Source organism: Pseudomonas sp. GM80 (assembly GCF_000282515.1).
In the GTDB taxonomy this organism is placed as follows: domain Bacteria; phylum Pseudomonadota; class Gammaproteobacteria; order Pseudomonadales; family Pseudomonadaceae; genus Aquipseudomonas.
The window spans coordinates 1-20,506 of the sequence record NZ_AKJD01000253.1 but is presented as its reverse complement, the minus strand read 5'-3'; the positions used below and the strand labels follow the sequence as shown (position 1 = coordinate 20,506).

21 protein-coding genes and 1 other RNA gene are annotated in these 20,506 nt (G+C 58.4%); 13 read left to right on the top strand and 9 right to left on the bottom strand.

All coding sequences use genetic code 11. The annotated features are described in order from the left end of the window. Window positions 1-5 precede the first annotated feature (5 nt). Window positions 6-410 (bottom strand): ferric iron uptake transcriptional regulator, encoded by a 405-nt coding sequence (fur, locus tag PMI37_RS29315; RefSeq protein ID WP_008088309.1) that lies wholly within the window; start codon window positions 408-410, stop codon window positions 6-8. Between the two features lie 97 nt (window positions 411-507). On the opposite strand from fur, the gene PMI37_RS29310 reads away from it, so the two are divergent. Continuing rightward, window positions 508-1,035 (top strand): outer membrane protein assembly factor BamE, encoded by a 528-nt coding sequence (locus PMI37_RS29310; protein ID WP_008088307.1) that lies wholly within the window; start codon window positions 508-510, stop codon window positions 1,033-1,035. 61 nt (window positions 1,036-1,096) lie between these two features. Here PMI37_RS29310 and PMI37_RS29305 read toward each other — a convergent pair whose 3' ends face one another. From PMI37_RS29305 to PMI37_RS29295, 3 genes are read right to left on the bottom strand one after another with little or no spacing between them, the layout of a single operon-like run. Continuing rightward, a complete protein-coding gene (locus tag PMI37_RS29305) occupies window positions 1,097-1,411 on the bottom strand; it encodes an RnfH family protein (protein ID WP_008088303.1) in 315 nt (104 codons plus the stop codon). Continuing rightward, window positions 1,404-1,838 carry a type II toxin-antitoxin system RatA family toxin gene (locus PMI37_RS29300; RefSeq protein ID WP_008088301.1) on the bottom strand — a complete coding sequence of 145 codons (435 nt, stop codon included), beginning with the start codon at window positions 1,836-1,838 and terminating at the stop codon, window positions 1,404-1,406. Before PMI37_RS29300 ends, PMI37_RS29305 begins: the two co-directional genes overlap by 8 nt. A 7-nt stretch (window positions 1,839-1,845) precedes the next feature. Next, window positions 1,846-3,249 (bottom strand): sodium-dependent transporter, encoded by a 1,404-nt coding sequence (locus tag PMI37_RS29295; RefSeq protein WP_008088299.1) that lies wholly within the window; start codon window positions 3,247-3,249, stop codon window positions 1,846-1,848. A gap of 119 nt (window positions 3,250-3,368) precedes the next feature. On the opposite strand from PMI37_RS29295, the gene smpB reads away from it, so the two are divergent. Continuing rightward, the gene (gene smpB / locus PMI37_RS29290; RefSeq protein WP_008088297.1) at window positions 3,369-3,851 is read left to right on the top strand and encodes an SsrA-binding protein SmpB; all 483 of its coding nucleotides are present in this window, start codon (window positions 3,369-3,371) and stop codon (window positions 3,849-3,851) included. Between the two features lie 106 nt (window positions 3,852-3,957). Here smpB and PMI37_RS29285 read toward each other — a convergent pair whose 3' ends face one another. Beyond that, window positions 3,958-4,725, bottom strand: coding sequence for an FCD domain-containing protein (locus PMI37_RS29285; RefSeq protein ID WP_008088295.1), 768 nt, complete (start codon window positions 4,723-4,725; stop codon window positions 3,958-3,960). A gap of 262 nt (window positions 4,726-4,987) precedes the next feature. On the opposite strand from PMI37_RS29285, the gene PMI37_RS29280 reads away from it, so the two are divergent. From PMI37_RS29280 to ssrA, 8 genes are all read left to right on the top strand, one after another. Beyond that, window positions 4,988-6,682 carry a lactate permease LctP family transporter gene (locus PMI37_RS29280; RefSeq protein WP_008088294.1) on the top strand — a complete coding sequence of 565 codons (1,695 nt, stop codon included), beginning with the start codon at window positions 4,988-4,990 and terminating at the stop codon, window positions 6,680-6,682. A 150-nt stretch (window positions 6,683-6,832) separates the two neighbouring features. After that, window positions 6,833-7,657: a (Fe-S)-binding protein gene (locus PMI37_RS29275; protein WP_008088292.1), complete on the top strand. Its 825-nt coding sequence runs from the start codon at window positions 6,833-6,835 to the stop codon at window positions 7,655-7,657. Then, complete coding sequence (locus PMI37_RS29270; protein ID WP_008088289.1) at window positions 7,654-9,108, top strand: LutB/LldF family L-lactate oxidation iron-sulfur protein; 1,455 nt, start codon at window positions 7,654-7,656, stop codon at window positions 9,106-9,108. The genes PMI37_RS29275 and PMI37_RS29270 overlap by 4 nt, the downstream gene beginning before the upstream one ends. Next, window positions 9,108-9,779, top strand: coding sequence for a LutC/YkgG family protein (locus PMI37_RS29265; protein ID WP_008088288.1), 672 nt, complete (start codon window positions 9,108-9,110; stop codon window positions 9,777-9,779). The genes PMI37_RS29270 and PMI37_RS29265 overlap by 1 nt, the downstream gene beginning before the upstream one ends. Further along, entirely contained in the window at window positions 9,776-12,586 is a 2,811-nt protein-coding gene (locus PMI37_RS29260) for an FAD-binding and (Fe-S)-binding domain-containing protein (protein ID WP_008088286.1), read from the top strand. The genes PMI37_RS29265 and PMI37_RS29260 overlap by 4 nt, the downstream gene beginning before the upstream one ends. Window positions 12,587-12,716: 130 nt before the next feature. Next, on the top strand, window positions 12,717-12,998 hold the full coding sequence (locus PMI37_RS29255; protein ID WP_008088284.1) for a hypothetical protein: 282 nt from the start codon (window positions 12,717-12,719) through the stop codon (window positions 12,996-12,998). Window positions 12,999-13,162: 164 nt separating this feature from the next. After that, window positions 13,163-13,438, top strand: a complete 276-nt coding sequence (locus PMI37_RS29250; protein WP_008088282.1) for a hypothetical protein — start codon at window positions 13,163-13,165, stop codon at window positions 13,436-13,438. Window positions 13,439-13,534: 96 nt separating this feature from the next. Continuing rightward, window positions 13,535-13,931, top strand: a transfer-messenger RNA (tmRNA) gene (gene ssrA, locus PMI37_RS31635). A 140-nt stretch (window positions 13,932-14,071) separates the two neighbouring features. On the opposite strand, the gene PMI37_RS29245 is transcribed toward ssrA, so the two are convergent. Beyond that, window positions 14,072-15,112, bottom strand: a complete 1,041-nt coding sequence (locus PMI37_RS29245; RefSeq protein WP_008088280.1) for a DMT family transporter — start codon at window positions 15,110-15,112, stop codon at window positions 14,072-14,074. Between the two features lie 235 nt (window positions 15,113-15,347). Here PMI37_RS29245 and PMI37_RS29240 point away from each other — a divergent pair, with 235 nt between their 5' ends. Then, on the top strand, window positions 15,348-15,782 hold the full coding sequence (locus tag PMI37_RS29240) for a hypothetical protein (RefSeq protein WP_008088277.1): 435 nt from the start codon (window positions 15,348-15,350) through the stop codon (window positions 15,780-15,782). A 102-nt stretch (window positions 15,783-15,884) separates the two neighbouring features. On the opposite strand, the gene PMI37_RS29235 is transcribed toward PMI37_RS29240, so the two are convergent. Then, window positions 15,885-16,463, bottom strand: a complete 579-nt coding sequence (locus PMI37_RS29235) for a GNAT family N-acetyltransferase (protein WP_045123342.1) — start codon at window positions 16,461-16,463, stop codon at window positions 15,885-15,887. A gap of 221 nt (window positions 16,464-16,684) precedes the next feature. On the opposite strand from PMI37_RS29235, the gene rimJ reads away from it, so the two are divergent. Continuing rightward, complete coding sequence (gene rimJ / locus PMI37_RS29230) at window positions 16,685-17,272, top strand: ribosomal protein S5-alanine N-acetyltransferase (protein ID WP_008088273.1); 588 nt, start codon at window positions 16,685-16,687, stop codon at window positions 17,270-17,272. A 30-nt stretch (window positions 17,273-17,302) separates the two neighbouring features. Further along, window positions 17,303-18,781, top strand: a complete 1,479-nt coding sequence (locus PMI37_RS29225) for an ArnT family glycosyltransferase (protein WP_008088271.1) — start codon at window positions 17,303-17,305, stop codon at window positions 18,779-18,781. Between the two features lie 152 nt (window positions 18,782-18,933). Here the strand turns inward: PMI37_RS29225 and PMI37_RS29220 are convergent, their stop codons facing one another. Next, window positions 18,934-19,764, bottom strand: a complete 831-nt coding sequence (locus tag PMI37_RS29220; protein ID WP_008088269.1) for a phosphatase PAP2 family protein — start codon at window positions 19,762-19,764, stop codon at window positions 18,934-18,936. Beyond that, window positions 19,761-20,432: a histidine phosphatase family protein gene (locus PMI37_RS29215; protein ID WP_008088268.1), complete on the bottom strand. Its 672-nt coding sequence runs from the start codon at window positions 20,430-20,432 to the stop codon at window positions 19,761-19,763. Before PMI37_RS29215 ends, PMI37_RS29220 begins: the two co-directional genes overlap by 4 nt. Window positions 20,433-20,506: the final 74 nt, after the last annotated feature.

The following is a 20,506-nucleotide window of genomic DNA, read 5'->3' as shown; positions in this document are numbered from 1 at the left end:
CATGCTTACTTTTTCTTGCGCACGTACAGCACCAGGTTGTGATCAACCATCTCAAAGCCATGCTTCTCGACGATCGACTTCTGAAGTTTTTCGATTTCTTCGTCGAAGAACTCGATCACTTCACCGGTTTCCACGTTGACCATATGGTCGTGGTGGCCACCGTCAGCCAGTTCGAATACCGCGTGGCCGCCGTCGAAGTTGTGACGGACCACGAGGCCAGCTGCTTCGAACTGGGTCAGAACACGGTAAACCGTGGCCAGACCGACGTCCTCGCCAGCTTCCATCAACGCCTTGTAGACGTCTTCGGCACTCATGTGACGCTGCTCGGTAGAGTCGAGCATTTGCAGGATCTTGACCCGTGGCAGGGTCACTTTGAGGCCGGCTTTGCGTAGTTCGCTATTTTCAACCATGGTCAGCTTTCTCGCGATGCTGCTTCGCAGCTTCTCTTAATGCGGGTATGATCGGCGTTTACGTTGTCCCAGCCAAGATAGTGGAAGTCGCCCACCGATGCAAAACACCAAGCTCTTGCTAACCAGTTTCACCTTTGTGGGACTGCTCGCACTCGCCGGTTGTTCATTCCCCGGGGTTTACAAAATCGACATCCAGCAGGGCAATGTCGTCACGCAGGACATGATAGACCAGTTACGCCCGGGAATGACCCGGCCGCAAGTACGGTTTATCATGGGTAACCCTCTGCTTGCCGACACGTTCCATGCCGATCGCTGGGATTATCTGTACAGCCTGCAACCGGGTGGCGGTGAACGCCAACAGGAACGCGTCAGCGTTATTTTCAACTCAAACGACCAGCTTGTCAGCCTGTCCGGTGACTTTATGCCGGGCGTCAGCCGTGACGAAGCCATTCTCGGCAAGGACAGTGGCACTTCTGTGACCGCTCCTGCTGAAAACGCCGAGAAGCCAGCACCGGAAAAACCGGTCAAGCCAGGTTCCTTGCTGGATCAGATCCAGAAGGATGTCGATGGTGTGGAAACCGTTCCGGTTCCGACGCCAGAGCCGCTGGACACCTCGCCGCAGTAATTGGCGAGGCAATAAAAAACCCGGAAATTCCGGGTTTTTTATTGTCTGGCGTTTGGCGCTCCTAAAGATTCCGGGCTTTAGCCTCGGCCGCTTTGGCCGCGCGCAGGCGCCGAACCTCTTTCGGATCGGCGAGTAACGGGCGGTAAATCTCGATGCGATCCCCAGCTTGAATCAGCCGCGAATCAGCATCGGCAACCACTTTGCCGAAAATACCCAACGGGCATTGCGCCAGATCCAGCTCGGGAAACTCTACGCCAATCCCCGATGCAACGACTGCCGCCCGAACTGTCGCGCCCTCTGCCACGCTGACCGAGCGCAAAACCTGACGATCAACCGCGGCATACACCACTTCTATCTCGATCACCGGCTTAACCATGCATCTGCTTGGCACGCTGGCAGAACGCATCCACCAGCGTATTGGCGGCCTGATTGAACAGCGGCCCCAATGTGGCACGCACCAGCGGCCCGGCGTAATCGAACGACAAGTCCAGACTGATCTTGCAGGCTTTTTCGTTCAACACCTTGAACACCCAGACGCCGTGCAGTTGATTGAAAGGCCCCTCTTCAAGGTTCATTTCGATCGACTGCCCTGGTACCAGCGTATTGCGCGTGACGAAATGCTGGCTGAGCCCGCCCTTCGCCACCCCCACGCTGGCGCGCATGTGCTCGGGCGAGCTTTCCAGCACCTCGGCGGCCGAGCACCACGGCAGAAACTCCGGGTAACGCGCCACGTCGTTGACCAGGTCATAGAGGAATTGCGCCGGGTACGGCAGCAGTGCTGATCGTTGAATATGTGTCGTCATGTAAGCGTTACTTCCAGAGCTGAGCGGCAAACACTACAACAATGCCGATAGGCGCCACGTAGCGCATCAAGAACAAAGACAGGGCAAACAGTGCCGGGTTGCGGATCGACAATTCGTCACGCACCGCCTCACGCCCCATCACCCATCCGGCGAACAATACAAAACACAGGCCACCGAGCGGCAACATGATCCGCGAGGTGAAGAAATCGATCACGCCGAAGAAGTCCAGACCGCTCTGCGCACCCCATTGGTAGAGGTGGAACGCTCCGCCTTCGTTCACGAAAAATTTGGCTTCCTTCCAGATATTGAAGGAGAACACTGTACCCAGACCGACGAACCAGCAGGTGAACGCCAACCAGAACGTCACCCAGGCGCGGCTGACTTTCGTGCGCTCAACCAGATAGGCAACCATCGGCTCCAGCAGGGAAATTGCCGAACTCCAGGCAGCAATCGCCACCAGCACAAAGAACACCACGCCCATCAACTGACCGAATGCCACATTACCAAACGCAAATGGCAGGCTGACGAACATCAGGCCAGGTCCTTCGCTAGGATTCAGGCCTCCGGCAAACACGATCGGGAACAACGCCAGACCGGCGACCAGCGAAACAAAGGTATCGAGCAGCGCCACGCCGACGACCGTGCCGGACAGCGAAGCGTTTTTCGGCATGTAAGCGCCATAGATCATGATCGAGCCGACGCCGACGCTCAGCGAAAAGAACGCGTGCCCCATCGCTGGCAGCAAGCCGTCGAGGACTTTTTCCGGGTGGAAGTCGAACATGAAATGCACGCCTTCCATGAAATGCCCGGTGGTCATGCTGTAACCCAGCAGTACCAGCACCATCACGAACAACAGCGGCATCATGATGCGCAAGCTGCGCTCAAGCCCGGCAACCACGCCTTTGGCGATCACATACGCTGACAGCAGCATAAAAATCGTGTGCCAAAGTGTCAGGCGCCATGGATTGGAGATGACATTGCCGAAATAAGCGCCGACCTGCTCGGCTGTCGCGCCCTGGAAGTCACCGCGCCCCATATCGACGATGTAGTCCAGCGACCAGCCGCCGACCACGCTATAGAAAGACAGGATCAACAATGCCGTGATCATCCCGGCAAATGCGCCCCACGACCACTTGCCCGAGTGCCCGGCTTCCAGCGCCAGCACCTTCAAGGCGTTCGCCGGACTTTGCCGGGCGCGCCGGCCGATCAGGGTTTCAGCGAGCATGACGGGGATGCCGATCAGCGCGATGCACGCCAGAAACATCAGTACAAATGCACCGCCGCCGTAGACCCCGACCATGTACGGGAACTTCCAGATACTACCCAGTCCCACGGCCGAACCGGTCGCGGCGAGTATGAATACCCAGCGGCTAGCCCAACTGCCGTGGACAGAAACCTTGTCTGTCGACATCGTTTATCACGCCCAAGCGTTAGAAAAAGAGGCCGCATTGTCCGGGATTCACTCAACCTGCTCAAGCACGCAGCATCACCGTAGCCGACAGCCGTTTATCTCCATATAATGCCGCCCCTATGGCTAAACAGAAGAAACACCCAACAGGGACCATCGCGCAGAACAAAAAGGCGCGACACGATTACTTCATCGAACATAAGTTCGAGGCTGGTCTGGTCCTGGCCGGCTGGGAAGTAAAAAGTCTGCGGGCAAGCAAGCTACAGCTGGTCGACAGCTATGTCCTGCTCAAGGATGGCGAAGCGTGGCTGCTCGGCAGCCACATCACGCCTCTGATGACCGCAAGCACCCACGTCATCGCCGACCCGGTGCGCACGCGCAAATTGCTGCTCAACCGCCGCGAGCTGGAAAAGCTTGCAGCGATGGTGCAGCAAAAGGGTTACGCCTGCGTCTGCCTGTCCTGGTACTGGAGCAAGCACATGGTCAAGTGCGAGATCGCTCTGGGCAAGGGCAAGAAGGAATACGACAAGCGTGACACCGAGCGCGAGCGCGACGCCGGTCGTGAACTGCAGCGCGCTGTGCGCAACAAGGGTAAGGAAGACTAGTCCTCCCCCCTGAAAGCAAAGATCGCAGCCTGCGGCAGCTCCTACAGGAAAACGCAAATTCCTGTGTAGGAGCTGCCGCAGGCTGCGATCTTTTGCTTTAAAAAAATCACATCCCCTTGCGCCGCTCCGCCCGAGCCATGCGCTGAACCTCCTGCCGCACCTCTTCCAGCACTTCTTGCACATACAAAATATGTCGACTGGAGACTTCGCGCGCCTGCTCCGCACGTCCTTCAATAATCGCCAGATACAATTCCCGGTGCTGGGTGATCAGCATGTCGCGGGTTTCCGCGCGCTGCTTGTACATGCCGCCAATGTTGGTCACCACGTTGCGCTTGAGCAGATCAAACAGTCCACGAATGGTGTGCAGCAACACCGCGTTATGACTCGCTTCGGCAATTGCCAGGTGGAATTTCGCATCCGCCGCGCCCTCCTCCGCCCGACCGACCTCGTCGTGACGCGAATAGCAGTCCTGCAGCTCTTCAAAGGCTGCGGTCAACCGCTCACGATCGACATCCGTCGCGCGCAATGCGGCGTAATAGGCGCACGATGCCTCCAGAGTATGCCGAAACTCCAGTAGATCGCGCTGCGCTTCGGGGTTGCTTTCGAGCAGCTGCAGCAGCGGATCACTGAACGTCGAGCCCAGGCTTTCGACAACATAGTTGCCACCGCCCTGACGGCTGACCAGCAGACCTTTCGCTGCCAGCTTCTGAATCGCCTCACGCAACGACGGCCGTGATACGCCGAATTGTTCAGCCAGCGTGCGCTCCGCCGGAAGCCGCTCACCGGACTTCAGCGTGCCCTCAAGGATCATCCCCTCGAGTCGCTCGACAATATCGTCAGACAAACGGCGCTGACGTATCTGATCAAACCCCATAACTCATTTCTCCACGATCCCGACCGCTCGCCGGGCTCTCTATTCTGGCCTATTGGCGCCTCGCCGACACCTACCGGACGCCACTTGCCGAAACCGGATCAGATGCGATCTGCACCGCTGATTCGACAAAAGTTTTAGGGCGACAAATTGACACACCGACATCAAGGCTTTTACCCTAGCCAACAGCGATTGTAAATTGGTCTTACCAATTATCCAAGAACGCTGACAGTGCCTGACCAACAACAATTAGGGGCCACCCCATATGCAAACCTGGCAACAGCTCTATAGCCCGCTCGGCAGTCTCGGCGTGTCCGCACTCGCGGCCGTCATTCCCATCGTGTTCTTTTTTCTCGCCCTGGCGGTGTTCCGCCTCAAAGGCCATGTGGCCGGCAGCATCACCCTCGCTCTGTCGATTGCCGTGGCGATCTTCGCGTTCCAGATGCCGGTCGACATGGCCTTCGCCGCCGCCGGTTATGGGTTCGCCTACGGTCTGTGGCCGATTGCCTGGATCATTGTCGCCGCAGTATTCCTCTACAAACTGACGGTCAAAAGTGGTCAGTTCGAGGTCATTCGCAGTTCGGTGTTATCGATTACTGACGACCAGCGCCTGCAAGTGCTGCTGATCGGTTTTTGCTTCGGCGCGTTCCTGGAAGGTGCTGCCGGTTTCGGCGCGCCAGTGGCAATTACCGCCGCACTTCTCGTCGGCCTGGGCTTCAACCCGCTGTATGCCGCCGGCCTGTGCCTGATCGCCAACACCGCACCGGTGGCGTTCGGCGCACTGGGGATTCCGATCATCGTCGCCGGCCAAGTCACCGGCATCGACGCCTTCAAGATCGGCGCCATGACCGGTCGCCAACTACCGCTGCTGTCGTTGTTCGTGCCGTTCTGGTTGATTTTCATGATGGATGGTCTGCGCGGCGTGCGTGAAACCTGGCCGGCCGCACTGGTTGCCGGCTTGAGTTTCGCCGTCACTCAGTACTTCACGTCCAACTTCATCGGCCCGGAATTGCCGGACATCACCTCGGCGCTGGCCAGCCTGGTCTCGCTTACCCTGTTCCTGAAAATCTGGCAGCCAAAACGCACCGCCGGCGCGCAAATCGCTGGCGCCACGTCGAGCGCAGCGATTACCGCCAGCGTCGGCGGTTTCGGCCAGAAACGCACCACTGTGGCTTCGCCTTACAGCCTCGGGGAAATTTTCAAGGCCTGGTCGCCGTTCCTGATCCTCACCGTGCTGGTAACCATCTGGACGCTGAAACCTTTCAAGGCGATGTTCGCCGCGGGCGGCTCGATGTACAGCTGGGTGTTCAACTTCGCGATTCCGCACCTTGATCAACTGGTGATTAAAACTGCACCGATTGTTGCTGCTCCGACCGCCATTCCTGCGGTGTTCAAACTCGATCCGATTTCCGCGACCGGCACGGCGATTTTCTTCTCCGCACTGATCTCGATGCTGGTGCTGAAGATCAATTTCAAAATTGGTCTTACCACTTTGAAAGAAACCTTCTACGAACTGCGCTGGCCAATTCTGTCGATCGGCATGGTGTTGGCATTTGCCTTCGTCACCAACTATTCCGGCATGTCGTCGACCTTGGCACTGGTGCTGGCCGGTACGGGCGCGGCGTTTCCGTTCTTCTCGCCGTTCCTCGGCTGGCTGGGGGTGTTCCTCACCGGCTCGGATACTTCGTCCAACGCGCTGTTCAGTTCGCTGCAAGCGACCACGGCACACCAGATCGGCGTCAACGACACCCTGCTGGTCGCAGCGAATACCAGCGGCGGCGTGACCGGCAAGATGATCTCGCCACAATCGATCGCCGTGGCCTGCGCCGCGACTGGACTGGTCGGCAAAGAATCGGATCTGTTCCGCTTCACCCTCAAGCACAGCCTATTCTTTGCAACGATTGTCGGTCTGATCACTCTGGCTCAGGCCTACTGGTTCACCGGCATGCTGGTGCATTAAACCGATAAGAAATAGAGAAAAAACCGACGCCGGTTGGTGATGCCGGCGTCAGCAATTCACAACCCGGTCTGTAAGGCTGCTGAAAGCAACGTTCTCTATATTCAGCAGCCGCAACAGACGGATAACCGGGCCCACCCGGAGACACGCCTGATGAGCGAGCTTTTTTACAACGCTGTGCCGAACGCGACCCGCGTGGCACCGCCACTGCCCGAACCTCGGCAATACCCCAGCGAAAAACCATCGCGGGTGTACCTGTTCGGCACGTGCGTGGTCGACCTGTTCTACCCCGAGGCCGGGATGGACGCGATCCACTTGCTGGAGCGCGAAGGGATCCGGGTCGAGTACCCGCAAGGACAAAGCTGCTGCGGCCAACCGGCCTACACCTCGGGTTACACCGAGCAGGCGCGGACGGTAGCGCGCTCGCAACTGGCGCTGTTTGCCGGCGATTATCCGGTGGTGGTGCCGTCAGGTTCCTGCGCCGGCATGCTGCGCGAACATTACGCCGACTTGTTCAAGGATGAGCCGGACACGCTGAAACAGGTTCAGGCCCTCGCGGCCCGCACCTACGAACTGGCCGAGTTCCTGTTGTTTGTCTGCAAGGTGCAGCTCAAGGACAGCGGCGAACCGGTCAAAGTCGCCCTGCACACTTCGTGTTCGGCGCGCCGCGAAATGAACACCCACCTGCACGGCCGCGAGTTGTTGGCGCAGTTGAGCAACGTGGAACGGGTCAACCATGACCACGAAAGCGAATGCTGTGGCTTCGGCGGAACATTCAGCGTCCGTATGCCAGACATTTCCGGCGCGATGGTGGCTGACAAGACCCGTTCGCTGAAGGATTCCGGCGCACATAAGGTGTTGAGCGCCGATTGTGGCTGTTTGATGAACATCAACGGCGCATTGGAGAAACAAAAAGAAACGCTACGCGGGCAACATCTCGCCAGCTTTCTGTGGCAACGAACCGGAGGTGCGCAATGAGCACTTCCGCGATTATTCCTACGGTCGCCGTAGAAGAAGATTTCCGCACCCGGGCGCACAACGCCTTGGGTGATCAGCAGTTGCGGAACAACTTCCGTACTGCGATGGATTCATTGATGAGCAAACGGGCAGCGGCTTTCAGCGATGCCCATGAAAGAGAACACTTGCGTGCTCTGGGCAACTCGATCAGAGCCCGCGCGCTCTCCAAGTTGCCCGACCTGCTCGAGCAACTGGAAACAAACCTGACCCGCAACGGTGTGACAGTGCACTGGGCGGAAACGGTGGACGAGGCCAATGGCATCGTCTTATCGATCATCCGCGCTCACGAGGCGCGGCAAGTGATCAAGGGCAAATCGATGGTCAGCGAAGAGATGGAGATGAACCATTTCCTCGAGGCTCAAGGCATTGAATGCCTGGAGTCCGACATGGGGGAATACATCGTCCAGCTCGACCACGAGAAGCCTTCACACATCATTATGCCGGCGATCCACAAGAATGCCGGTCAGGTCGCGTCCTTGTTCCACGACAAACTTGGCGTGGAATACACCAAGGACGTTGACCAACTCATTCAAATCGGTCGCAAAGTCTTGCGACAGAAATTCTTCGAAGCGGACATCGGCGTCTCCGGTGTCAACTTCGCCGTGGCCGAAACCGGCACCCTGCTGCTGGTGGAAAACGAAGGCAACGGCCGCATGACCACCACCGTGCCGCCGGTGCACATCGCCGTCACCGGCATCGAAAAAGTCGTGGAAAACCTGCGCGACGTGGTGCCGTTATTGTCCCTGCTGACCCGCTCGGCGCTCGGCCAACCAATCACGACCTACGTCAACATGATCTCCGGCCCGCGCAAGGAGCACGAACTCGACGGCCCGCAGGAAGTGCACCTGGTGCTGCTCGACAACGGTCGCAGCCAGGCTTTCGCCGACAGTGAATTGCGCCAGACCTTGAACTGCATCCGCTGCGGCGCCTGCATGAATCATTGCCCGGTATACACCCGCGTCGGTGGCCATACCTATGGCGAGGTTTACCCGGGACCGATCGGCAAAATCATCACGCCGCACATGGTCGGCCTAGCGAAAGTCCCGGATCACCCGAGCGCGTCATCGCTGTGCGGGGCCTGCGGTGAAGTCTGCCCGGTAAAAATTCCCATCCCGGCAATCCTGCGGCGCTTGCGCGAAGAAAACGTCAAAGCCCCCGACAGCCCGCACCAAGTGATGCGCGGTCAGGGCAGCAAATATTCGCGTAAGGAACGCTTTATCTGGAACGCCTGGGCCATGCTCAACAGCTCGCCAACCTTGTATCGATTGTTCGGTTTCTTCGCCACGCGCCTGCGTGCATTGACCCCGAGCAACGTCGGCCCGTGGACACAAAACCACAGCGCGCCGAAACCCGCCGCACGCTCACTGCACGACATGGCCCGCGAGCATCTGGCCAAACAGGGAGACCGCTGATGAGCGCCAAAGAAAATATCCTCGGCAAACTACGCAAAAGTCTGACGGGCGCCACGCCGATTGCCGACGACTTCGATGTCGATCTGGTGACGCTGCCTTACACCTACACTGCCGAACAACGCATCCCACAACTGCGCAAATTGATGGAAGCGGTGCACACCGAAATCCACCTGACCTCCGGCGAAGAATGGCCGGCGCTTCTCGCGCAATTGCTGCGCGATCGTCAGTTGCCGAGCCTGTTGATCGCGCCGACTACTGGCCACGGGCAGAAAATCGCACAGCACTGGGCGAACAATCCTGATCTGCCGACGCTGAAATCCTACGACCGGCCGATGGAAGAATGGAAAGCCGAGCTGTTCAACGACACCCCGGCCAGCCTCACCGGCACCCTCGGTGCCATCGCCGCCACCGGCAGCCTGATCATGTGGCCAACCCGCGAAGAACCACGGCTGATGAGTCTGGTGCCGCCGGTGCATTTCGCGCTGCTCAAGGCCAGCGAAATCCGCGACAACTTTTATCAGGTTCAACAGGAATTCGAATGGGCCCAAGGCATGCCGACCAATGCGTTGCTGGTGTCCGGCCCTTCAAAAACCGCCGACATTGAACAAGTCCTGGCCTACGGCGCACACGGCCCGAAAGACCTCGTGGTGCTGATTCTGGAGGACCAATGACGCTGCCAGTGAATTTCCTGCGTGATGCGCAGCAACTAATTCCGGCCGAGCGCCGTTTTGATGATCCGTTATCGACGCTGGCCTTCGGCACTGATGCGAGTTTTTATAGGCTGATTCCGCAGTTGGTGATTCGCGTTGAATCTGAAGACGAAGTGGTTGCGCTGCTGAAACTGGCTCAACGTGACCACGTCCCGGTGACGTTCCGTGCGGCGGGTACCAGCCTGTCAGGTCAGGCAATCAGCGACTCGGTTTTGATTGTGCTTGGGGATAACTGGAACGCTCGCGAGATTCGTGGCCAAGGTACGCAAATCCGCCTGCAACCGGGCGTGATCGGTGCGCAAGCCAATGCGTGGCTGGCGCCGTTCGGGCGTAAGATCGGCCCGGATCCGGCCTCGATTAACGCCTGCAAAATCGGCGGCATCGTCGCTAACAATGCCAGCGGCATGTGCTGCGGGACTGCGCAAAACACCTATCACACGCTGGCCGGGATTCGCCTGGTGCTGGCTGATGGCACGCGCCTGGATACTGAAGACGCGACGAGTGTTGCGGCATTTCACGCCAGCCACGGCGAACTGCTCGAACGCTTGGCGACTTTAGGCCGCGAGACCCGCGCCAACGCCGAACTGGCTGCACGAATCCGCCACAAATACCGTCTGAAAAATACCACCGGCCTGTCACTCAACGCCCTGGTGGATTTCGATGACCCTGTGGATATCTTGAGCCACTTGCTGGTCGGTTCCGAAGGCACGCTCGGTTTCATCAGCGCGGTAACTTACGACACGGTGATTGATCACCCGAACAAAGCCTCGGCGCTGATCGTCTTCCCCGATGTGGAAACTTGTTGCAACGCGGTCACCGTGCTGAAAAGCCAACCGGTATCCGCTGTGGAACTGCTGGATCGGCGCAGCCTGCGCTCGGTGCAGGACAAACCGGGCATGCCCGCTTTCGTACAACAGCTGTCGAACAATGCCTGCGCATTGCTCATCGAATCCCGCGCCGCGTCTTCCACTTTGTTGCAGGAACAACTGGCACAGATCATGGCTTCACTCAGTGGTTTCCCAGTGGAGAAGCAGGTCGACTTCACCGAAGACCCTGCCGAAAACGCCAAGCTTTGGGCGATCCGCAAGGACACCTTCCCCGCCGTTGGCGCTGTGCGCAAAACCGGCACCACGGTAATCATCGAAGACGTGACCTTCCCGGTCGAGCAATTGGCGATTGGCGTGAATCGCTTGATCGAACTGTTCGAAAAACATTCCTACGACGAAGCGATCCTTTTCGGGCACGCACTGGAAGGCAATCTGCATTTTGTCTTCACCCAAGGCTTCAACAACCCGGAAGAAGTCGCACGCTATCAAGCGTTCATGGACGACGTCGCGCAACTGGTGGCGGTGGAATTCGGCGGCTCGCTGAAAGCTGAACACGGCACCGGGCGCAACATGGCGCCGTTCGTGGAACTGGAATGGGGCAGCGACGCTTACCAACTGATGTGGCAGCTCAAACGTCTGCTCGACCCGAATGGCATTCTCAACCCGGACGTGGTGCTCAGCGAAGATCCACAGATCCATCTCAAACATCTGAAACCGCTGCCGGCGGCCGACGAGATTGTCGATAAGTGCATCGAGTGCGGCTTCTGCGAACCGGTCTGCCCCTCGAAAGGCCTGACCCTGAGCCCGCGCCAGCGCATCGTGATCTGGCGCGATATCCAGGCAAAAAAACGTGCCGGCGTCGACACCACCGAACTGGAAAAAGCCTACGAATACCAAGGCATCGAAACCTGCGCCGCCACAGGTCTGTGCGCGCAACGTTGCCCTGTAGGCATCAACACCGGCGAGCTGGTGAAAAAGCTGCGTGGCCGACACGCCACGCATCAGAAAACCGCTGACTGGATTGAAGGAAATTTCGCCAAGACTTTGCAGGGCGCACGCTTCACTCTGCACGTGGCTAACGGTGCGCGGATGATGCTCGGCGCGCCGCGTCTGGCGAAACTTTCGGCAACACTGACGCGCTTGTCCAAAGGCCACGTACCGTTGTGGACAAATGCGATGCCGCAACCGGAGAAAGCCATTCGCTTCAGCCCGAGCGTGTCGGATGAACGCCCGCGCGTGGTGTATCTGGCCGCGTGTGTTTCGCGTGTCATGGGGCCGGCGGCGGGCGATAAAGAGCAGATGTCGCTCTACGACAAAACCCGTGGTCTGCTGGAAAAGGCCGGTTACCAAGTGGTCTTCCCGGACAATCAAGACAACCTCTGCTGCGGTCAGCCGTTCGCCTCAAAAGGCTACGCCGAGCAAGCCGAACACAAGCGGCAGGAGTTGATCAGCGCTTTGCTCCACGCCAGTCGCGGCGGTCTCGATCCGATCTACTGCGACACCAGTCCGTGCACCTTACGGCTGGTGCAAGACGTAGGAGAAACCCGTCTGGATCTGTACGACCCGGTGCGTTTCATCCGTACGCACCTTCTCGATCGACTGGACTTCACCCCGCAAGACGCACCGATTGCCGTGCACGTGACCTGTAGCACTCAGCACTTGGGCGAAAGCCAGGCGCTGATCGACCTGGCGCGCAAGTGCAGCAAAACCGTGGTGATCCCGGAAGGTATTCATTGCTGCGGATTTGCCGGCGACAAGGGCTTCACCACGCCAGAGCTGAACAGCCATTCGCTGCGCACCTTGAAGGACGCGGTGCAGCATTGCAGCGAAGGTATTTCCACCAGCCGCACCTGCGAAATCGGCCTGACGCAACACGGCGGAATCGACTATCACGGCCTGGTTTATCTGGTTGATCGAGTCACTCAGGCGAAGGCCAACTGAAGAAAATCAGAACCCTTGCGCAAGACCGCAGTCCACAGAACAGGCCCCGAACACTCGGGGCCGTTCCTTCTTTCGGTGACCGGCGCTCAGGGTCAGCGAAGTCTGGATCCCTCAGCGTAAGGAGATACCCATGAAACGTTCTGTATTGCTTGGTCTGTTCGTGACTGCCTCGATGATGGCCTCCACTTCGTTTGCCGCCGACAAGCCCACCAGCCTCTGCGAAGCCAATCTGCAGACGATAAACAACGCTAAATCGCAATATCAGACCTCGCCCGATCTGAACGCGCGCGTCTCGGCCAGTGTGCAAAAGGCCCAGGATCTCAAGTCCCAAGGCAAGATCGACGACTGCCTGGCGGAAACTCAACGCACCATTCTGGAAATCCAGAACGCCTCGGGCGACACCAAGAAGTGATCTCGGCGAGATGGCGTTTTCATACTAAATGTAAAAAAAACCGAATTCCTGCGTAGCGTGGCGGTCGATTGAACAGGCACTACACTAACGTGGCCTGTCATGACCTCGGCATCGCCGCCAGACCGTCCGGCAGCACCGAGCCCCCATCGTTCAAGGAGATACCCATGAAGCATTCTGCAATTGCTGGATTGTTCATCGCTGGTGCACTTCTGGCGTCGCCGGTGTTTGCGGCGGATAAAGACCTGTGTGCCGGGAATCTTCAAGTTATCAAAGACTTTATCACCAGCTCGCCTTCGATTCCGGAGACCTCGCTGGAGAACGTCAAAACCGCGCACGAAGACGCCACCAAGGCGCAGGCTGCCGGGAATGACAAGGAATGCGTCGAAATCACCAGCGGCATGATCACGAAAATGCAGATCCGCAATCCAACGCGTAACTGACACACCCGGAAGCCAACCTTCGGGTTGGCCTTCCCGGCCGATTGACGTACACTGCACAGGCTTGTTGCTCAAACAGATGTACTGAGCAATGAGTTCGGGGCCGTTTAGGATTCGACGCCGGTTGCGAAACTTTAGGTGCATGCCGACTTGGTAACAGAAGTCGTAAATCCACTGTTGCAACTACTTATAGTTGCCAATGACGAAAACTACGGCCAGGAATTCGCTCTCGCTGCGTAAGCAGCCTTAGCCCTGAGCTTCTGGTACCTTCGGGTCCAGCAATCACCAGGGGATGTCTGTAAACCCAAAGTGATTGTCATATAGAACAGAATCGCCGTGCAGTACGTTGTGGACGAAGCGGCTAAAACTTACACAACTCGCCCAAAGCACCCTGCCCTTCGGGTCGCTGAGGGTTAACTTAATAGAAACGGCTACGCATGTAGTACCGACAGCGGAGTACTGGCGGACGGGGGTTCAAATCCCCCCGGCTCCACCAACTCAACGAAAAAGCCCGCCAAGTGCGGGCTTTTTCGTATCTGGAGTTTGGATAACGCGCCTCAAAAGCCACCGACCGCATCCATCCTGCACCGACCTGCTACCGAGAAATTCTCCTCAGCCCCCCTTCAGGCCCATCAATCAATGCCGATGCCGATGATGCACATCCGGAAAATGCACATGGCTATGACGGATCGGCGCGTGCGAATGCGCGTGGCTATGCGGCTCCAAACCGTCCCACTCAAACGCATGTTCATGCTGATGATGTTCATCATGCACATGGCGATGTTGGTGCTCGAGCGGTTCATGCTGGTGTTCGTGGGCATGGTGCTCCCTCAGGTGAATCCACACACCGAGGGCCATCAACGCTGCAGCGATCGAAAACATCACCGAGACCGACTCACCCAGTATCAGAATCGAGATGACTGCCCCCAGAAAGGGCGCCGTTGAAAAATACGCGCCAGTACGCGCGCTGCCGAGTCCGCGAAGCGCGAGTACGAACAGTACCAGGCTGACGCCGTAGCCGAGAAAGCCCACCAGCAGGATTGAGATCAGTGGGCCGGTGGTGGGCAGTTGCGAACCGATGGCCAAGGCCAGTGAACAATTAACCATGCCGGCCGCCAAGCCTTTGCTGCTGGCGATAAACAGCGCATCCGAGGCCGAGACTTTGCGCGTCAGGTTGTTATCGATTGCCCAACACAGGCAGGCGAAAGCCACGGCCAGAGGGCCGATCCAGTCTTGAGTCGTGACCGCCTCTTGCGGCCAGGACAGAACAACGCCGCCCAAGACGATTGCGATCATGCCGATCACAATGCGTCGGTCTGCGTTCTCTTTGAAAACGATCCACGCCAGCAGCGCCGTCAGCACTGACTCAAGATTGAGCATCAGCGAGGCGGTTGCCCCCGCCGTTCGAGTCAGACCGAACATCAGCGCCACGGGCGCCAGCACACCGCCAAAGGCGATCGCGCCGATCAACCAAGGCCATTCGCCAGCGGCGAGTGCTGGCGCGCGCCAGCCTTTATCGCGAACAAACCGCACAATCGCCAGGCCCACACCGCTGCCGAGATAGAGCAGGCCGGCCAACAGAATGGGCGGAGCATTCACGCCCAAGAGCTTGGCCAATGGCGTGCTCGCGCCAAACAACGCCGCGGCGGCCAATGCGTAGAGCACATTCATGTTCATGATGAGATCGCCCTGTCAGACCCGAGGTGCATGCGTCGGATGGTAGCTTTACTGGCGTAGGAATTATGTGAAGACCGCTTCTTCATCGGATCGCTGGAGAGGCTTGAGCATCCGCCTGCGGGAACACCCCTTCAAGTACACGCTCAAATCCAGCAACATTTAATCCGCATCGCAGCCCGGCGAGCGCTCGTTACTGGCTCTATGCTGCAAACATCGAAGAGCAATGAGGCTGAACATGAAAACCTGGATCGCCGCCGTCATGGTGGCAATGATTTCGCTGTGCGCCCACGCGGCGGACACTCCCGCTCCACGGGTAGAACCCATCGCTTTCAAGGCTGGTGTCGACAGTGTTGTGATTAAACAGTCGATCAAGGGCAATCAAACGGCGGAGTACACGTTCAACGCCAGGGCCGGGCAGGTTCTGACGGTCGATTTCAAACCGTCGAAAACCTCCGCCTACTTCAACATCAATGCCAAAGGCGCGGATTCGGCGTTGTTCAACGGTTCGATCATGGGGAATCACTTCCTTGGCCCATTGCCCGCCGACGGCGAATACACGGTGCAGGTCTATCTGATGCGCAATGCGGCGCGGCGTGCTGAAGTAGCCAGTTACGCGCTGTCGGTAAGCCTTGCCCAAGGTGATGCGGCAGGCGCCAAAACCAAGCGCTGAATTCATTCCGAGGCCGCGTCGCCGGGCAGTTGCGGCGGCAGAGCAGATGAATTTTTCTTCACAGCCCCTTCACAACCAACCCTGTACAGTCCACTCGCTCATTCAAGAAACTACGGTTCGCCCGCGCTCCTGCGGGCTTTTTTTTGCCTGGCGTTTGGCGTCGAGGCGATACACGTAGGTGTCCTGCACGCCATGGCGGGGTGAGTGGCGGGCTTGCGGATGAACTCTGACCCGCACAAAACCCGCCGCTTGGGCCAGTCGCTGGCTACGCGTGTTTGCCGACGAGGTGGTCAGGTAAAACGTTGAATCAGGCAAGCGCTTCACCAATTGAGTGAGGGCGGCGCGCAGGTAACCCTTGCCCGAATACTCGGTGTTGGCCCAGTAACCGACAACAAAGCGCTGGCGCGGACGCGGTTTCAAGCCGATGCAGCCGAGGATGGATTGCCCGTCCGCACTGATGATGAACAACCGGCGCTCACCGGTTTCACTGCTGAAGTCATCACGGGCACGCGATAACGATTCCAGCGCCTGCGCCTCGGTGGTGTGTGGCCGGGCCCAGGCGAGGAATTCTGCGTGCTGTGGATAACTGGCGTTCAGCGCTTGCTGGAACGCCTTGGTCATCGCCGGATCCGGTGATCGCAATGTCAGCGACTCGGTACCGACAGTAAACGCAAACTCCATGCCCCACTCCCTGAACATCGCCCAAACCTCTCAAGTAGGAGCTGCCGAAGGCTGCGATCTTTTGATTGTAAACAAGATCAACAGATCGCAGCCTTCGGCAGCTCCTACAGAGCATCGTCGTTATTTGTATGTGCCGCGGGTGGCCAGATTTTATAGAGCGGTTTGTATTTTCCGCCGCGTCGGTCAATTCTGTCCTTTGATACCCCTGACCGGAGCGCCCGATGCCGCTGCTGACCCTGCCCTGCCAACGCCTGACGCTGGCGATTCTTGCCCCGGATCAGGCCGCGCTGGAAAGTGATTTCTATAAGCGCAACCTGCGCCACCTCGCGCCCTGGTCGCCGATCTGCACCACGGAGTATTTCTCCACCGAACAGATTCGTCGACGCCTGGACATCCAGGCCAGTGCTTTCGAGGCAGGACTGGCCATGCACTTCGCCCTGCTGACGCCGGACGGTGAGCAAATGATCGGCGCGTGCAATTTCAGCGGTGTTATTCGCGGGGCGTTTCAGGCGTGTTATCTGGGTTATCACATCGACGAAGCCCATCAGGGCCAAGGTTTGATGCAGGAAGCGCTGGAGGCCGGCATCGGCTACATGTTCGACAGCCAGAATCTGCACCGGATCATGGCCAATTACATTCCCGGCAACGACCGCAGTGCGCGCTTGCTTGAGCGCCTGGGTTTCGAGCGTGAAGGTTATGCCAAAGCGTATCTGAACATTGCCGGACGCTGGCAGGATCACGTGCTGACGGCGTTGGTCAATCCGCTGTTCGAAACGCCGGAAAAGCGTTGGTCGCGGCAACTGGGTTGAGCTTCACGATTTGTTCAGCAATGGCGACGTATGCTCAAGGTTCTCGCCCCTTCCGGTAGCCTGAAAGCCATGTCGCGTGCCGCCACTTCGCTGTTTCTGCTTGCCGCCCTGCTGTTCTTTTTCGCCTTGGGCAATCACCAGTTGCAAGGCTCTACCGAGGCCCGCGTCGCCGGGATCGCGATGGAGATGCACCTAGACAACGACTGGATAACGCCGCGTCTGTTCGGCGAGCCTTTTCTGGAAAAACCCCCGCTGAGTCTGTGGCTCGACGCCGGCGCCATGCGCGTGTTTGGCGTTTCACCCTGGGCGGTACGACTGGCGTCGGCGGTGGCCGGACTGCTCAGCGTGATGCTGTTGTACGGCATGTTGCGGCGTTTCGGGCGGCCAAGCATCGTTGCGTGGACAGCAAGCATTCTGCTGGCAACCATGGCCAGTTACTGGAGCAACGTGCGTGGGGTCGGCGAGGATGCGCTGCTCGCACTGGGTGTGACGGCGGCGTTGCTGGCGTTTTTTAAGGCACAACGCGCATCGAGCGTGGGTAACTCGTTGCTGTTTGTCGGCGGGATTGCCATCGCCACGTTGAGTAAAGGCGTGCTGGGTCTGGCGATGCCGGGGGTGGTGATTTTTGCTTATCTGCTGGCGGAGACCTTTATCGAGAAACGCCTGAAGGTCAGTGATTGGCTGCGGCCGGGATTGCTGACGCTGGTTGGGCTGATGCCGCTGCTGATCTGGCTGGTCGTGCTTTATCAGCACGGCGGCGCGCCAGCGATCCGGGAGGTGTTGCTGACCAACAGCGTCGGACGGTTCAGCGGATCGTTCGTCGAGGCCGGGCATTACGAGCCGTTCTACTACTACTTGGCCAAACTGCCGGAAGCGTTTTTGCCGTGGAATATTCTGGTGTATCTGGGGCTGTGGCATTTTCGCCAACAACTGAAGGCCAACCGATACCTGCTGTTTTTCAGCCTGTGGATCGTTGCGCAATTCGTGATGCTGACATTGGCTTCGAGCAAGCGCACGGTGTACCTGATGTCGATGACCCCGGCGGCAGCGGTGATTGCGGCCGAGTTTGCGGGGGTGTTGTTCGACAAGCTGAAAGCGTACGAATCCGCCCAGGGTTTTGTCAGCCGAATCGCGAGGCATCGTCAGGCACTGACCGCTGCTGTCCTTACCGTAGTGATCGGCAGCTATCTCGCTGCCGCACAGTGGACGTTGCCGAACGCCGATAAACACCTGTCGTTCCTGCCGCTGACCGAACACATTCAAACGTTGCAAGCGGACGGTCATCAAGTTGCATTGTTTCAAGCCAATGAACGAGTGGGCGGTGCGAGTGTGTTCTATACGCAGAGCGTGCTTAAAGGTCTGGATACAGAGGCGCAGTTGCGGGAGTTTCTCGCTGCGGCAGCTACCAATGTAGCGGTGATTTCGGCGGACACCGAACCTGCCGCACCGCTGAAAGTGTTGAAGACCATGATGGTGGGGCGTCAGGCTTACTACTTCGTCGGCTACTGAATCAATCGTTCGCAGACCAGGACTCATTGGGTTGAGGAGGCTTATTGTGGCGAGGGGATTTATCCCCGATGGGGTGCGCAGCGCCCCCTCTTTTGATTCAAAAGAAAGGACTGCTGCGCAGTCCGTCGGGGATAAATCCCCTCGCCACAGGGTTATTCGTTGCTCAAGGGAGTTACCAAGTTGCTGGCGGGCACTCGCTGTTGATGCTTTTCCAACACCGGCCGCTCCAGCCGCGCCCGCCCATAAAACGCCAACGCCGTCAGCAAACACGCCAACCAAACGAAGATTCCCGCCCAGAACGTGTGGGACATGTAGTGCCAGCCTTGCAGAACCCGCGTCGTGCCATACACAAAACCAAGCAACAACGAACCCCACAGAATCGCGCTGGAAAACCGCCACTGATAGCGCCGTGCGACGAAGTACAGCGCCAGCATGGTGAAACCGCCCGACGCATGTCCGCCCGGCCAGCAGCGCCCCTCGCCTGCTTCATGGAACAGCTGAAAATTGTTGTACCACTCAACGTGAGCCATTTTCCCACCGTACAGCGTGGTTTCGATCGGGCAGTAAACGCTGGTGTGCGCCTTGAGGAAATGAATCACGCCGGTGCAAACGGCAAACGCCACGACGACGAAGAAAAAATCCCTACGGTGATCGGCGGCAAATCGCAGCAGCGGAGCAACTTTACTTCGCTCAAGAAAGGCCCCGAGTCGCGGGCGCTTTTGCGGAGTGACCAACGGCCAGACCACCGACAACATCGCGCCGATCAGGGCGATTTCCGCCGTCCAGTTCGGAATGATCCGCGCCCACTTGTGAGTCAGTTTTTCAAAGAAATGAATCTTGTCGAGCGGGAAGGTTTGGGTCAGCGGATCGAACAGCAGATTGCTGAAAGCGATGTCGATGTTGGTCATGTCGAACATCAGAAACACCAACGTCGCGCAGGCCAGCGGGATGCCGAAGTTGTAAGCGTAAAAACGAGTATTCATTCGGTAGTCACCGTGTGCCAGTCAGAGGCTTCAATGAAGCCGAGCATTTTCGGAGCCGCCGGGCTGGCAGCAGAAACAAACAGTGACGAGCCATAGCCGGGATCGGACGCCGGCACTTTCAGGTCTTTTTCGATTTGCGCCATGCATTCGCTGTGGGTCACCAGAATCAGATTGCGACCCGGTACCTTGTACGCGAGCGCCTCCTGTAACATGCGGCCCTTGCAACTGATCAACCAGTCTTCGCCCACTGCGGCGCGGTTGAACATGTACCCGGCGGTCTGCACGGTGCGCACCATCGGGCTGTTATAGATGTCGGCATTGTTCAGCCCCAGTTGCTCGTACCGCGCACCGACCGCGACCGCGACACTGCGCGAGCGATCGGTGATGCCGTCATTACCGCTCAGGCACGCCGCTTTGGAGTGATCGCAGCGCTCGACGTGGCGCACCAGCACGATCATCTCGCCCTTTTCCCAGCCAGTCGCCAACGCCTGGGCCCCGGCCACGTTGCCATGCGCCAGATCAGGGATCGCCGCCGGGGCGAGCAACCACAACGTCAGTGGGATCACCAGCACCAAAGCGGCCAATACCACCCAGGTGTTGCGAAAACGCGCCAGAGCGCTCAGATCGATCGAGCGTTTGACGCCGAACAGACTCAGTCTCAATTCCACAAAAAGCCGCCTCGCCAGCCTGCATCACTTGTCATTCGATGCGGCGAAGGTACAGAGGCGGGCGTCGGCAGCCG